This is a genomic window from Actinomadura alba, assembly GCF_014323705.1.
In the GTDB taxonomy this organism is placed as follows: Bacteria; Actinomycetota; Actinomycetes; order Streptosporangiales; family Streptosporangiaceae; genus Actinomadura_C; species Actinomadura_C alba.
Map to the genome: position 1 here is coordinate 18893 of NZ_JABVEC010000025.1, position 13253 is coordinate 32145.

Annotated in this window: 12 protein-coding genes; 6 read left to right on the top strand and 6 right to left on the bottom strand. The window is 69.3% G+C overall.

Going from position 1 to position 13253, the window contains the following annotated elements:
* Position 1: 1 nt before the first annotated feature.
* The 4 genes from HKK74_RS27595 to HKK74_RS27610 all read right to left on the bottom strand — a co-directional run bounded on the left by HKK74_RS27595 (position 2) and on the right by HKK74_RS27610 (position 3924).
* On the bottom strand, positions 2-991 hold the full coding sequence (locus HKK74_RS27595) for an ABC transporter permease (protein ID WP_187246290.1): 990 nt from the start codon (positions 989-991) through the stop codon (positions 2-4).
* Positions 988-2502 carry a sugar ABC transporter ATP-binding protein gene (locus HKK74_RS27600; protein WP_187246291.1) on the bottom strand — a complete coding sequence of 505 codons (1515 nt, stop codon included), beginning with the start codon at positions 2500-2502 and terminating at the stop codon, positions 988-990. The genes HKK74_RS27595 and HKK74_RS27600 overlap by 4 nt, the downstream gene beginning before the upstream one ends.
* A 61-nt stretch (positions 2503-2563) precedes the next feature.
* Positions 2564-3580 (bottom strand): sugar ABC transporter substrate-binding protein, encoded by a 1017-nt coding sequence (locus HKK74_RS27605; RefSeq protein WP_312881834.1) that lies wholly within the window; start codon positions 3578-3580, stop codon positions 2564-2566.
* Positions 3577-3924 (bottom strand): antibiotic biosynthesis monooxygenase family protein, encoded by a 348-nt coding sequence (locus HKK74_RS27610; RefSeq protein WP_187246292.1) that lies wholly within the window; start codon positions 3922-3924, stop codon positions 3577-3579. Before HKK74_RS27610 ends, HKK74_RS27605 begins: the two co-directional genes overlap by 4 nt.
* Positions 3925-4270: 346 nt before the next feature.
* Between HKK74_RS27610 and HKK74_RS27615 the strand changes: the two genes are divergently transcribed.
* The 4 genes from HKK74_RS27615 (at position 4271) to HKK74_RS27630 (ending at position 10244) form a co-directional block, all read left to right on the top strand.
* Positions 4271-5149, top strand: a complete 879-nt coding sequence (locus tag HKK74_RS27615) for an LLM class flavin-dependent oxidoreductase (protein WP_187246293.1) — start codon at positions 4271-4273, stop codon at positions 5147-5149.
* Positions 5150-5266: 117 nt separating this feature from the next.
* Positions 5267-7324: a hydantoinase/oxoprolinase family protein gene (locus tag HKK74_RS27620; RefSeq protein WP_187246294.1), complete on the top strand. Its 2058-nt coding sequence runs from the start codon at positions 5267-5269 to the stop codon at positions 7322-7324.
* Positions 7321-9042 carry a hydantoinase B/oxoprolinase family protein gene (locus HKK74_RS27625; RefSeq protein ID WP_187246295.1) on the top strand — a complete coding sequence of 574 codons (1722 nt, stop codon included), beginning with the start codon at positions 7321-7323 and terminating at the stop codon, positions 9040-9042. Before HKK74_RS27620 ends, HKK74_RS27625 begins: the two co-directional genes overlap by 4 nt.
* Entirely contained in the window at positions 9039-10244 is a 1206-nt protein-coding gene (locus HKK74_RS27630) for a metal-dependent hydrolase family protein (RefSeq protein ID WP_187246296.1), read from the top strand. Before HKK74_RS27625 ends, HKK74_RS27630 begins: the two co-directional genes overlap by 4 nt.
* Before the next feature lie 212 nt (positions 10245-10456).
* On the opposite strand, the gene HKK74_RS27635 is transcribed toward HKK74_RS27630, so the two are convergent.
* On the bottom strand, positions 10457-11668 hold the full coding sequence (locus tag HKK74_RS27635) for an NAD(P)/FAD-dependent oxidoreductase (RefSeq protein ID WP_187246297.1): 1212 nt from the start codon (positions 11666-11668) through the stop codon (positions 10457-10459).
* Between the two features lie 4 nt (positions 11669-11672).
* A complete protein-coding gene (locus tag HKK74_RS27640; protein WP_222722804.1) occupies positions 11673-12386 on the bottom strand; it encodes a helix-turn-helix transcriptional regulator in 714 nt (237 codons plus the stop codon).
* A gap of 244 nt (positions 12387-12630) precedes the next feature.
* Here HKK74_RS27640 and HKK74_RS27645 point away from each other — a divergent pair, with 244 nt between their 5' ends.
* Together HKK74_RS27645 and HKK74_RS27650 are read left to right on the top strand one after the other, a co-directional pair.
* On the top strand, positions 12631-12825 hold the full coding sequence (locus HKK74_RS27645) for a GTP cyclohydrolase I (protein ID WP_187246299.1): 195 nt from the start codon (positions 12631-12633) through the stop codon (positions 12823-12825).
* A 20-nt stretch (positions 12826-12845) separates the two neighbouring features.
* Positions 12846-13223 carry an arsenate reductase family protein gene (locus HKK74_RS27650; RefSeq protein ID WP_187246300.1) on the top strand — a complete coding sequence of 126 codons (378 nt, stop codon included), beginning with the start codon at positions 12846-12848 and terminating at the stop codon, positions 13221-13223.
* Positions 13224-13253 lie beyond the last annotated feature (30 nt).

Consider the following 13253-nt stretch of genomic DNA (forward strand, 5'->3'; position numbering starts at 1 on the left):
ACTACCTCGCGCGTTTGCGCAGGTAGCGATCGACTGTGACGGCCAAAAGGATCAAGCAGCCCTGCACCACCTGCTGGTACGTGGTGTTCCAGCCGAGCAGGTTGAAGCCGTTACCGATCAGCGTCAGCAACAGCGCGCCGACGACCCCGCGCCAGATCGCGCCCTCGCCGCCCAGGATGCTGGTGCCGCCGATGACGGCGGCCGCGATGGCCGACAGCTCCATGCCAGTGGCCATGCTGGACTGGGCCGAACCGGCGCGCGAAGCGAGGATGAGTCCGGCGAGCGCCGAGCAGATGCCGCTGACGACATAGGCGGCGACGTGGATCTGGCCGACGCGGATGCCGGACAATCTGGCCGCCTCGGCGTTGCCGCCGACCGCGTAGACGCGTCGGCCGAAGGTCGTCGCCGCGATCAGAACCGCGATCGCCGCCACCACGACGATGAACACGACCGTCGCGGAGGTCAGGTTGAACACCGAGGGCCAGGTCAGCACGCCAAAGTCCTCGGCCTGCTCGGCCAGCGGGTACGCGATCACGCCGGAGGTGACGACCACGGCCAGGCCGCGGTAGATGATGCTGGTGGCGAGTGTGGCGATGAACGAGTTGACGCCGCTGCGCACGACGATCGTTCCCGTGATCAGGCCCAGGATCGCGCCGGTGAGCACGGCCGCGGCGAAGCCGATCGGGACACCGAAGTGTTGCACCACCTGGACGCCGATGATCGCGGACAACGCGAGCGTGGCACTCGCGGTGAGGTCGAAGACACCGCTGATGATGCAGACGGTCGCACCGGCGGCGAGCAGCCCGACCACCGAACACTGGTCGAGCACGTTGACCAGATTGGAGGTGCTGAGGAACGTGCTGGTGCTCAGCGACAGCGCGACGACGATGACCACGAGCGCGACGAGGATCCCGTAGTCACGCAGCCTGCTCGCGCGCCGCACGCTGCTGGTGTGGCTGGTCGAGGTCTCTGCGACGGCTTCGACGGTCATGTGGTCTCTCCTACGTCTCCGAACGCCGCGGCGATGACGGCTTCCCTCGGCGCTCCCCGCGGGAACTCTCCGACGACGTGCCCGTGCCGGAGCACCAGCGCACGGTGGGAGAGTTCGAGCAGTTCTTCGATCTCCGACGAGACGACCACGACGGCCATCCCCTCTCTGGCCAGCTCGACGATGAGTTTGTGGATCTGGGTCTTCGCGGCCACATCCACACCGCGGGTGGGCTCATCGATGAGCAGCACCCGGGGCTTGCGGAGCAGCCACTTGGCGAACAGCGCCTTCTGCTGGTTGCCACCTGAGAGTGTCTGGATGGCCGCGTCCGTCTTGGCCGCGCGGATGTCGACCGCGCGGGACGCCGCGTCGACGGCCGAGCGCTCCGCGGCCGGCCGGACGAAGGGCCCGTACCGCCTGCCGCCGAGCGATGCCAGCGCCACGTTCTCGCGTACGGAACGGGCCATCACGAGCCCCTGCTCCTTGCGCGACTCGGGCACCAGGGCCAGGCCCGCCGCCATCGCCTTGCGGGGCGTGAGCTTGATCAAGGCCGTACCGTCCAGCTCCACGACGCCGTCGGTCGCGCGGTCGGCGCCGAACAGCAGCCGCAGGGTCTCACTCCGGCCGCTTCCCACCAGGCCGGCGATGCCCAGGATCTCCCCGGCCCGCACGGTCAGGTCGACGCCGCCGACCAGTCCCCGCCCGAGGCCCCGTGCCGCCAGCCGTACCGGTGCGTCCGCCGGGACCGGATCAGGTTCGGGGTACAGCACGTCGATCTGGCGGCCGACCATGTGCCGGACCAGCGTGGCCGGTGTGTGCAGCGCGGCGTCCTCCGTGATCACCAGCTGACCGTCGCGCAGCACGGTCACCCGCTCGGCGACCTTGAGCACCTCGTCGAGGAAGTGCGACACCAGGATGACGGTGGTGCCCCCGGCCGCCAGCCGCCGGATCAGCCCGAGCAGATTCTCCTTCTCGTGCTCGGTGAGCACCGCGGTCGGCTCGTCCATCGCCAGCACCTGTGCGCCACGGGCCAGCGACCGCAGGATCTCGACCTGCTGCTGCGTCCCGGTGGGGAGCCGGTCGACCCTGCGGTCCGGATCGACGTCGAAACCGGTGAACTCCAGGAGCCGGTCGAACCGCTCGCGGTCCTCGCGTGCTCGCCGGAACCCCAGGCGCTGTGACCAGCGGCCGAGGAACACGTTCTCCAGCACCGTCAGGGCGGGCACCAGCGCGCCCTCCTGCGAGATGAGGCTGATGCCATGCCGGATCGCGTCCCGCGGGCCATGGATCGCGGTGCGCTCTCCGTCGAAGGTGAGGGTGCCGTGATCGGCGCGGATGGCGCCGCCGAGGATCTTCAGCAGCGTGCTCTTGCCCGCGCCGTTCTCACCCACGAGGCTGTGGACCTCGCCGGGAGCGATGTCCAGATCCACATTTTGCAGAACCGAGACGCCGCTGTAGCTCTTGCCGACTCCGCGCAGCGAGATGGCGGGAGCTTTCGTGCTGGATCGTTGCATCCATCCTCCGGGGGGTTACGGATCCCCGGGAGGCGGCGCGGCCGCCACCCGGGACAACGCGTCAGTCCGAGTAGTCCGCCGTCTTGCCCTGCAGCGTCTGCTTGGTGCCGAGCGAGTCGTAGTCCGTGAGCGTGCGCGCGTCGGTCGCGGTGGGAACGTTCTGCCCGCGGGCCTTGGCCAGCCCGAGCTCGGCCGCCTTGGCGCCTTCGGCCTTCTCGGGGATGACGTACACCCCGTACCAGTCGCCGGTCTGCACCGCCTTGAAGGCCTGTGTCGAGCCTCCGTTCCCCACGAACTTGATCTTTTTGCCGGCGGCCAGCGGTGCCGCACCCTGGATGGCCTGCGACGAGCCGATCACCACGTTGACGTCCGGGTTCGCCTGAAGCACGTTCTGGAACGCCGCGCGGCCGGAGTCCGCGGTGTACCCGCCCACGACGCTCGCGACCACATCGGCGCCGCCCTTCTTGAGGGCCGCCACGGCCGCGTTCGTCCGCGCGGTGTCCAGCGGGTAGTTCTCGAAGCCCTGCAGGAAGGCCACCTTGCACGGGGTGGCGCCGGCCTCCTTGCACGCCCCGAGGCCGAGCGTCGCCATGCCCTCCCCGTTGATCGTCGGTGCGTCGACGATGCTGATCGTGCCCGGGATCTGTGCCTCCGTCGTGTCGTAGCGACCGCCGACCGGCGTGAACTCGATGACGACGGTGATCCCGGCGGCGACGGCCTGCTTGACCGCCGGAGCGATCGCGGTGCCGTCATTGGCCTGCACGATCGCGATGTCGTAGCGCTTGGAGGTGACTGCGTCCTGCAACTGGTTGACCTGCGTCGGCCCGTCGAAGTTGGGGTCGAGGAACGTCGCGGTGGCATTGTGCGACGCCGCGTACTCCTGGATACCCGCCCAGGTCGCCTGGGCAAAGGAGTTCGCCTTGGAGAAACCGAAAAAGCCGATGTTGAGCTTTTTGTCCGCGGCGACGGACTTGCTCGCGCCGACAGCCGAGCTGTCCGGCTTGCTGCATGACGTCATGCTCAACGTCAGGGCCGTGAGGGCCGTGGCGGCCCCCAAGAGTCGTAGCGGACGTGTCACGAAAGCTCCTCGGTTGTGGGTTGATCCGTTCTGTCGGAGATCACGGGCTCGTAGAGGCCGCCGATGACGGGCTCGCCGGGCTCGATGTCGAGCAGGGCGGTGAGTTCGCCCGAGATGGTGGCGCGCCACGGGTCGGCCACCCAGCGCCGGTAGGCGTCGGCGTCGTCCCAGTCGGCGATGACCAGGTGGGTGCCGGGGCCGCCGTCGGTGCACCGTAGGAGGGTCGCCGCTCGGCAGCCGGGGAATTGCACGGAGCGCTCCAGAATCCCGCGCTCGCGGTACAGGTCCTCGATCTCCTGCGCCCGGCCGGCCTTCGCCCGGAGAACGAGTACGCTCTGGATCACGCTTCCTCCCAGTATCTGCATCGTCGGGGTTCCGGAATGCTGACTGTGGGCCGCGCGGCGACGATGTGCTACGAGCACACGCTCCGCCGGAGGGTCTGTGCATCGTCATCCGCCCGTCCCATTCCGGTAACAGAGCGCGGCCGGATCTACGGCTCGCCCGGGGACGGGAGCGACTTCAGCGCGTCGCTCATTCGCACGTTCTGGTGCCCCATGCCCGGCGTAGTGTGACATTGTACTGATCGGCTGCCTATCGTGACGTCGCCCCTCCCGGGCGAGCCGGAGCGGGTCGCCGTCCGGGGTGCCATCGCCGCCCCGCCGGGGCGGACGCCACCGCAGGAGAGGAACCATGCTCGAGTTGTCGTCGATCGTGCTGCCCGACCGTCAGCCGCCGGCCGAGTTCATCGCCGATGTCCGTTCCGCCGAGGACTTCGGGGTGCGCACGGTGTGGACGTACGACCACCTGACGTGGCCACCGCTGCGGGACGGTCCATGGCACGCCGCGGTGCCGCTGCTGGCGGCCGCGGCCATGGCCACAGACCGGGTACGGCTCGGCACACAGGTCGCGACGCCGAACTTCCGGCACCCCGTCCCGTTCGCCAAGGAGCTGATGACGCTCGACCAGCTGAGCGCAGGACGGCTGGAGCTCGGTGTCGGAGCCGGTTCAGAGAGCGCCGACGCGGCGGTGCTCGGCGACCGGCCGCGGACCCGCCGCGAACGCACTGACCGGTTCGCCGAGTGGGTGGGGCTCCTCGATCATCTGCTCACCCATCCGGTGAGCACGGTGCGCGGCGAGCGGTACACCGCGATCGAGGCGCGCCAGATGCCCGGATGCGTGCAGCGACCTCGGGTGCCGTTCACCGTGGCAGCCGCGGGACCACGGGCGTTGCGGTTGGCCGCGCGCCATGGTCAGGCCTGGGTGACCTATGGCCCGTACGGCGCGCAGCGTGAGCCCGAGACCTGGTTCGCCGCGTTGGAGGACCAGCAGGCCGCTCTGCGCGACGCGCTCGCCGAGGCGCATCGCCCCGCCGGCGCCGTACGCCGCGTCGTCCAGCTCGCGCTCGACCTGCGATGGCCGTTCGAGAGCGCGGCCCGTTACCAGGACACGGTAGGCCGGCTGGCCGCCATCGGTTTCGACGAGATCACCGTCCACTGGTGCCGCCCCGGCGACGCGGGCGGTGTCCCGGCCGCCGCACTGGGCTTTCTCGCCGAGGCGCACGGCCGCTGACCGACCGCGGCGGGACGGTCAGCACACTGACGGCGCCACTTCGGTGTACCGACAGCACACTGACGGCGTCTCGCGGCGTGACACCGTGCTGCCACTCGTTCGGAGGGCAGTTATCACATGACCAACACCAGCCGTCTCGCCATCGATGTCGGCGGCACCTTCACCGACGTCGTCGAACTGGTGCCGGAGACCGGCGAGCTGCGGTTCGACAAGGTCCCCACCACCCCACGGTCACCGACGACCGGCGTGATGGACGCGTTCGGCGCGGCGACGGTGGGCATCGGTGACATCGCGATGTTCACGCACGGTACGACCCTGGGCCTGAACGCGCTGCTCACCCGGACCGGCGCTCGCACCGCGGTCATCGGCACCAAGGGCTTCCGCGACGTGTACCTGCTGGGGCGCACCGACCGGCGTACGAACTACGACATCACCTATTCCAAGCCCGCGCCGCTGCTCGAGCGCTACGACACCTTCGAAGTGCTCGAGCGCAGCCTGTTCGACGGCTCGGTGCACCGGCCGCTGGACCTCGAGGACGCCCGCCGGGTAGCCGCGGTCGTCGCCGAGCGCGGCTACCGGTCCGTCGCCGTCGCGTTCCTCCACTCGTACGCCAACCCCGCCCACGAGCTGCGGATGCGGGAGGTGCTCGCCGAGGTCGCCCCCGACGTCGCCGTCACGCTCTCGCACGAGCTGTCGCGCGAGTACCGCGAGTACGAGCGCACCAGCACCGCCGTGCTGGACGCCTACGTCAAGCCCATCGTGCGCCGCTACCTGCGCGCGCTGGAGGACGAGCTGGCCGCCGGCGGTTTCTCCGGACGGTTCCTCATGACCCGCTCGGGCGGCGGTTCGATGACCGCCGCCACCGCGCGCGAACAGCCGGTGAGCCTGATCCTGTCCGGTCCGGCCGGCGGCGTCATCGGGGCCGCCGCGCTGTCCGAACTCATCGGAGCGCCGAACCTCATCACCATCGACATGGGCGGCACGAGCCTGGACGCCTCACTCGTCCTGGACCACGAAGCGGTGCTGTACCAGGGTGCGGAGTTCGAGCAACTGCCGATCAACACGCCATCGCTGTACATCCACACCATCGGAGCCGGCGGAGGCTCCGTCGTGCACCTGGACGGAGCGGGTGCCCTGCAGGTCGGCCCGCAGAGTGCCGGCGCCGCTCCGGGGCCGGCGTCCTACGGGCGTGGCGGCACGATCCCCACCTTCACCGACGCCGCCCTGGCGATCGGCTACCTCGGGACCGAGACACCGCTCGGCGGCAAGCTGAGGCTGGACGCGGAACTCGCCGCGAAGGCACTCGAGCCGATCGCGGCCGAGCTGGGGATGGCGGTGCCCGCGCTGGCGCGCGGCGTCGTCCGGATCTCGACGACCAAGATCATGGGTGCCGTACGCGCGATCACCGTCGAGGTGGGCCGCGATCCGAAGGACTTCTCCCTGCTCTCCTTCGGCGGCGGCGGGGGGCTCGTCGCCGTCGACGTCGCGAGCGAACTCGGCATTCCCATCGTGATCGTCCCACCGGGGCAGGGGGCGTTCTCCGCCTTCGGCATGCTCATGGCAGATGTGCAGCACGACTTCTCGCGTACGTCGGTGTCCGCGCTGGCCGGCCTGGACCCGGCGCGGGTCGAGGCCGCCTACGCCGGCATGGAGGAGGAGGCCGAGGCGATGCTCGCCTCGGAGGGCTTCGACGCCGGCCGCCGCACGATGACCCGCAGTCTCGACGTCCGCTACGCCGGGCAGGAACATTCGGTGACCGTCGCGTTCCCGCAGCCCGGGCAGGACATGGTCGCCACCGTCGAGAAGACCTTCGCGGAACTACACGAGCGCCAGTACGGGCACACGATGACCGACCCGGTCGAAGTCACCACGTTGCGGCTGCGCGCCACCGGCTCGGTCGACCGGCCGACGCTGCCGGTACTCGCCGAACGGGTGTCGGGCTCGGCGCGACCGGACGGGACGAGGCCGGTCTACGTGTCCGCCGACCAGCCCGCCGTTCCCTATTCGCTGTACACCCGTGAGGCGTTGCTCGCCGGTGACGAGATCACGGGCCCGGCCGTCATCGCCGAGCACACCGCCACGACGGTCATCCACGCGGGCGATCACCTGAGCGTGGGCCGGCACGGCGAGCTTGTGATCCGAGTTGGCCACGACATCGAAGGAGGTGCCCGATGAGCGACGCGATCACCACGGAGATCATCCGGCATGGCCTGCTGGCCTCTGCCGAGGAGATGGCACGCAACCTGTGCCGGACGGCGTACAACACCGTCGTCTACGAGATTCATGACTACGGCATCGGCATTCACGACGCGGGCGGTGACGTCGTGGCCGACGCGCCGGGTATCGCGATCTTCACGCGCGGGAACGACCACGGGATCAAGAAGGCGGTGGAGTTCCTCGGGGTCGACGCCATGCGGCCGGGCGACGTGTTCGTGCTGAACTATCCCTACTGGTCGTCGGCGCACACGCTGGACCCGCTGGTGTTCGCACCGATCCATGTCGACGGTGAGCTCATCGGCTTCGCCTCGTGCCGGATCCATGTACTCGACCTCAAGCAGAAGGATCCGGGGTACGTCCTGGACTCCACGGACATGTACCAGGAGGGGCTGTTCTTCCCGGCCACCAGGCTGTACAGCGAGGGAGTGCAGAACGACGATTTCTTTAACATCGTCCGGTTCAACAGCCGTATGCCGGAACGCACGATCGGCGATCTGCAGGCGCAGGTCTCGGCGTGCGTGACCGGTGTCCGCCGCACCCAGGAGATCGCGGCCAAGTACGGGACCGCCACGCTGCTGGAGGCCATGGACGCCATCCACGACCACGGCGAGCAGTTGGCCCGGCTGGCGCTGGCCAAGCTGCCGAAGGGCACCTGGACGGCACACGACTTCGTCGACTCCGACGGCGTCGACGTCGATCGGCTGATCAAACTGCGGGTCACCGTGACCGTGACCGACGACGAGATGGTGATCGACTGGACCGGCAGCGAGCGTGACGTGCGGGGCCCCATCAACCTGCCCGTCGGGCAGACCGAGGCGTTGTGCAGCCTGATCTTCAAGGCGCTGACGACCCCGGATACGTCGGTCGTGGCCGGCAACTTCCGGCCGATGCGGGTGATCACCGAGCCGGGATCGGTGATGCACGCCGTTCCGCCGATGCCGACCTTCACCCTCTGGACCGGTCTGCTGGCCGGCGAGGTGGTGCTGAAGGCGCTCGCACAAGGCATGCCGGAGTTGGTGCCGGCCTGTTCCGGAGGTGATGTCTGCTCGATGATGGGCCTGGGTGTCAACCCCAGGAACGGCGAATCATGGCTGGAGGCGACGAACGAGGCGGTCGGGTTCGGCGCCCACGCCGACGGCGATGGCGCGGATGGCATCATGCACCTGTCGGAGCCGGGCTGCCGGAACAACCCCGTCGAGGTGCTCGAGACCAAATCGCCCATGTTCATCGAGTCCTACGGCTACCGGCCCGACACCGGCGGCGCCGGCCGCAACCGGGGCGGGGTCGGTGTGAGCCGCTCGTACCGGTTCACGGCTCCGTCCACCGGCATCTGCCTGGTCTACAAGACCAAGACCAAGCCGTGGTCCATCGACGGCGGAGGCGTCGGCGACAACAACCACATCGTGCTCAACCCGGGCACCGAGCGTGAGATCGTGCAGGGCGGCAGCTACAACAAACTGGAAGCAGGCGATGTGCTGGTCAACAACACCGGTGGCGGCGGCGGTTACGGCGACCCGTTCGAGCGAGAGCCTGAACGAGTGGCCCACGACGTCCGCAACGGATTCGTATCCGTCGAAGCGGCCGCACGGGACTACGGCGTGGTCGTCGACGCGGTGACCTTCGGCTACGACGCCGCCGCGACCGAGCGGCTGAGGCGTGCGGAGCCGGTCGCATGACCGGCTCGACACGGCCGACGCTGTCGATCGTCAACGGCCTCGTGTTCGACGGCGTGTCCGAGGAGCTGATCGACGGCGCCGTGCACGTGGCCGACGGCCGGATCGTCGAGGTCGGTGGCGCCCCGTGCCCCGCCGACCGGGTGATCGACGCTCGTGGCGGAACGGTGCTCCCAGGGCTCATCGACGCGCACTTCCACGCCTACGGCATATCCCTGGATCTGCTCGCCATCGAGGCCAGGCCGCTCAGCTTCGTCGCGTTGTCCGGTGCGCGCCGGCTCGCCGCCGCACTGGCCCGCGGCTTCACCACCGTGCGGGACGTGGCCGGTGGCGATCCGGGGCTGGCGAGGGCGATCGGCGAGGGCCTCATCCCATCGCCGCGCTACCTCTACACCGGGCCCGCGCTCAGCCAGACCGGCGGGCACGGCGATCCGCGCGGGGCCGACAGCGATCTCTGCGGTTGCCACGAGTTCGTCAACGAGGTCGTCGACGGGGTGGACGACCTGCGTCGTGCCGTGCGCGACCGGTTCCGGCGAGGCGCGCACGCGATCAAGATCATGACATCGGGCGGCGTCGTTTCCCTGACCGACCCGATCCGCATTCCCCAGTACTCGGTCGAGGAGGTACGGGCCGTCACCGAGGAGGCGCGCCGTCGTGGCAGCTACGTGGCCGCGCACGCCTACTCCCCCGAGGCGATCCGGCACTCCGTCGAGAACGGCGTACGCAGCATCGAGCACGGCAACCTGCTCGATGCCGAGACCGCCGCGCTGATGGCCGAGCACGACGCCTTCCTGGTCCCCACGCTGGCCACGTATGACGCCATGGACCGCCGCGGCGCCGAACTCGGGATGGCTCCGGTGTCCCAGGCCAAGAACCGCGAGGTGCTGGACTCCGGACGCAAGGCGGTCGAACTCGCCCGTGCCGCGGGCGTCCGCGTCGGCTTCGGCACCGACCTGATGGGCGTCCTCGAGGACGAGCAGCTGAACGGCCTGCGAATCCAGGTCGAGGTCGAGGGACCGCTGCGTACCCTGCGTTCGGCCACGTCGGTGAACGCCGACCTGCTGAACCGCGACGACCTGGGCCGGGTCCAGGTCGGTTGTGCAGCCGATCTCCTCATCGTGCAGGGCGATCCGTTCACCGATCCGTCACTGCTGTGGGGCTCACCCGACCGGCGCACCGTGGTGCAGGCAGGCGAACCGCTCTGAACCATTCGTCGCCGTAGTGAGTGTCGCCCGCGCCGTGTTCACGTGCTGGGTGTCACGGCGTACGGTCCTTCGGTGAACCGTCGCAGCCCCGGGCCTCGGCACCCACAGGCCGAGCCGGCCTCCCCTGCTCCGACAGCGAATCCTGCTCATGACCACACACCGTCACCACCGAAATCGTGCCAGAGCCAAAATCCGGACAGTCCCAAGGCAGGTCATATCTGATCGAGCGGGATGGCCGGGTCCGCGAGCCTCGTGCGGTCGGCGGGAGCGGCCGCATGGATCAGTGCCTTGATCTGGTCGGTGACGTCCCAGATGTTGACGTTCATTCCGGCCGTGACCCTGCCGTCGTTGAGCCAGAAGGCGATGAACTCGCGGGTGGCGAGGTCGCCTCGGATGACGACGTCGTCGTTGTGACCGGGAGGGGTGTAGCCGGTGTACTCCATGCCCAGGTCGTACTGGTCGGTGTAGAAGAAGGGCAGCAGATCGTAGGCGGCATCCCGGCCCAGCATGGCGCGAGCGGCGACGGCGGGTTGGTTGAGGGCGTTGGCCCAGTGTTCGACCCGAATATGCGCGCCCAGCAGCGGGTGGTAGGCGTTGGCGATGTCGCCGGCGGCGAAGATGTCGGGGTCTGAGGTGCGCAGATCGGCGCCGACCTGAACACCATTGTCGACCGTCAGCCCGGCGGCGGCCGCAAGGTCGGTGTTGGGGGTCGCCCCGATGCCCACGAGGACGGCGTCGGCATCGACCGCTGAGCCGTCGGCCAGCCGCACGCCCGCGTCGGTGACTTCTCTGACCTGTACGCCCAGCCGCAGGTCGACACCGTGACTGCGGTGCAGGTCGGCGAAGACGGCAGAGACCTCGAAGCCGAGGACGCGCAGCAGCGGCTGCCGCTCGGCCTCCAGCACGCTCACCTCAACACCGGCGGCGCGGGCCGCGGCCGCGACCTCCAGACCGATCCAGCCGCCGCCGATGATCGCGATCCTGCGGGCGGTGGACAGGGTGGCCTTGATGCGCTCGCAGTCGTCCACGGTGCGCAGGTAGAGCACGCCGTCCCGGTCCGCGCCCGGAACGGTCAGCCGGCGCGGTGTGGCCCCGGTGGCCAGCAGGAGTTTGTCGTAGCCGAGCCGGTCACCATCGGACAGCGTGACCTGGTGGGCGGCACGGTCGATACCGGTGACGGAGATGCCCGAGCGCAGCTCGATGTCGTGCGCCCGATACCAGGAGGCGTCGTGGACGAAGATCTTCTCCCTGTCGGACCTGCCCTGCAGGTATTCCTTGGACAGTGGCGGCCGTTCGTAGGGCAGATGGGTCTCCTGGCCGACCAGGACGACGCGACCGTTGAAGCCCTCCGTGCGGAGGCCTTCAGCGGTCTTGGCCGCGGCAAGGCCGCCGCCGGCGATCACAAAGGTGGTTGGCGCGGGCATCAAATCAGGCTCCTGTCGGGTCGGTGGCCGCGGTGCCGAGTTCGACGCAGCATGCGCCGGGCCGCGGTGCCAGGGTGGCGTTGAGGGTGACGGCGCCGAGTCCGCCGAGGTATCCGGCGATGAAGGCGTGGTTGATCCCGCAGACCAGATCGGGGGCCTTGGCCGCCAGTGGGTGGAAAGGGCAGTTCCGCAACCGCATCAGGGTCGGGGTGGCGCGTGCCGGTTCGAAGCCGTGGCGTTCCAGCATCCGCCCCGCGCAGGTCAGAGCCCGCTCGGCGCCGAGCCGTCCTGGCCTGAGCTCGTTCCGGTCGGCCGTGCCAAGGCCGCGGCCGCGATCGGAGGCGACCCGGAGGGCGGCCTCCTCACCGCTCTCTCCCGGGCCCTGCCCACGGACGGCCTCCAGCAGGATGTCGGCGAGCAGGCCGTGCTCGCGCTGCGGAATGCTGACCTGGACGTTCAGCTCGGTGGGCGCGTACACCTTGGGTGCGCGTCCCACCCTGCGCAGGCCATCCGGCTGGGCGTATCCGGCGGACAGCAACCCCACCGCGACCAGCTTGTCCAGATGGAAGGCCGCGAGCTTACGGGAGATCCCCACACTCTGTGCCGCCTCGTCCCGCGTCACCGGACCGCCGGACCTCCGGATGAAGTCGTACATCCGGTGCCGCAGACCGTCGCTGAGCGCCGCGACGGCTTCAAGCGTGGAGGCATCCTGGGTCACACACTTGAGATTAACACCAATGCTCATGGGTGAAACAGTGGTGCCTGGCTCACGATCCTCGTTAATTGACGTTTATCTAAGATATAACTAACGTTTATTGGTGCAATAGGCGACGGTACGGTCGCAGTGTCGGGTCCGCTCCATCGGGCCGCAGAGCCGGTGGGAGTGCTCGCCCGGTCCGTACGGCCACCCGCCGCATCCGATCCTGGCAACAGTGGTGCGTCGCGCGCCACGGAAGAGGGAGATGATGGGCATCGCCACCCGCCTTACCCGGCTCCTCACCACGCCCGCAGGCGTGGTCATCGAGGCCGACCACACCTGTATGACCCTGCGCGGCGTGCAGGCTCCGGGATCCCGCACCGTCACCTCCACACTGCTGGGGATTCTCCGCGACGAATCCCTCCCACGCGGCGAGTTCTTCGCCCGCACCGGCTCCTGAGAGGACCAGGCATCACGATCATGGAAATCTGGATCAATCCCCGCTGCTCCAAATGCCGCTCCGCGCTCACGATCCTGGACGCCGAGAACGCCGAGTACACCGTGCGCCGCTACCTGGAGAACCCTCCGACGGAGGGCGAGATCCGGGACGTGCTGACCAGGCTCGGCCTCGAACCCTGGGATATCGCCCGGACCGGTGAGGCCACGGCCAAGGAGCTCGGCATGGCCGCCTGGCCCCGCGATCCCGGCGAGCGGGAACGCTGGATAAGGGCGCTGGCCGAGGAGCCGATCCTGATCCAGCGCCCCATCATCACGTCCGACGACGGGACCGCAGTGATCGGGCGCTCCGAACAGGCCGTACGGTCGGCGCTCCCCGGTGCCCCGGAGGGCAAGCGATGATCAGCCGGCTGAGACAACTCGTTGGGCGTA

Excerpts from the sequence above, each read along its gene's own strand:
- HKK74_RS27595 (WP_187246290.1), bottom strand. The coding sequence starts at position 991 with ATGACCGTCGAAGCCGTCGCAGAGACCTCGACCAGCCACACCAGCAGC.
- HKK74_RS27600 (WP_187246291.1), bottom strand. The coding sequence starts at position 2,502 with ATGCAACGATCCAGCACGAAAGCTCCCGCCATCTCGCTGCGCGGAGTC.
- HKK74_RS27615 (WP_187246293.1), top strand. The coding sequence starts at position 4,271 with ATGCTCGAGTTGTCGTCGATCGTGCTGCCCGACCGTCAGCCGCCGGCC.
- HKK74_RS27620 (WP_187246294.1), top strand. The coding sequence starts at position 5,267 with ATGACCAACACCAGCCGTCTCGCCATCGATGTCGGCGGCACCTTCACC.
- HKK74_RS27625 (WP_187246295.1), top strand. The coding sequence starts at position 7,321 with ATGAGCGACGCGATCACCACGGAGATCATCCGGCATGGCCTGCTGGCC.
- HKK74_RS27630 (WP_187246296.1), top strand. The coding sequence starts at position 9,039 with ATGACCGGCTCGACACGGCCGACGCTGTCGATCGTCAACGGCCTCGTG.
- HKK74_RS27635 (WP_187246297.1), bottom strand. The coding sequence starts at position 11,668 with ATGCCCGCGCCAACCACCTTTGTGATCGCCGGCGGCGGCCTTGCCGCG.
- HKK74_RS27645 (WP_187246299.1), top strand. The coding sequence starts at position 12,631 with ATGATGGGCATCGCCACCCGCCTTACCCGGCTCCTCACCACGCCCGCA.
- HKK74_RS27650 (WP_187246300.1), top strand. The coding sequence starts at position 12,846 with ATGGAAATCTGGATCAATCCCCGCTGCTCCAAATGCCGCTCCGCGCTC.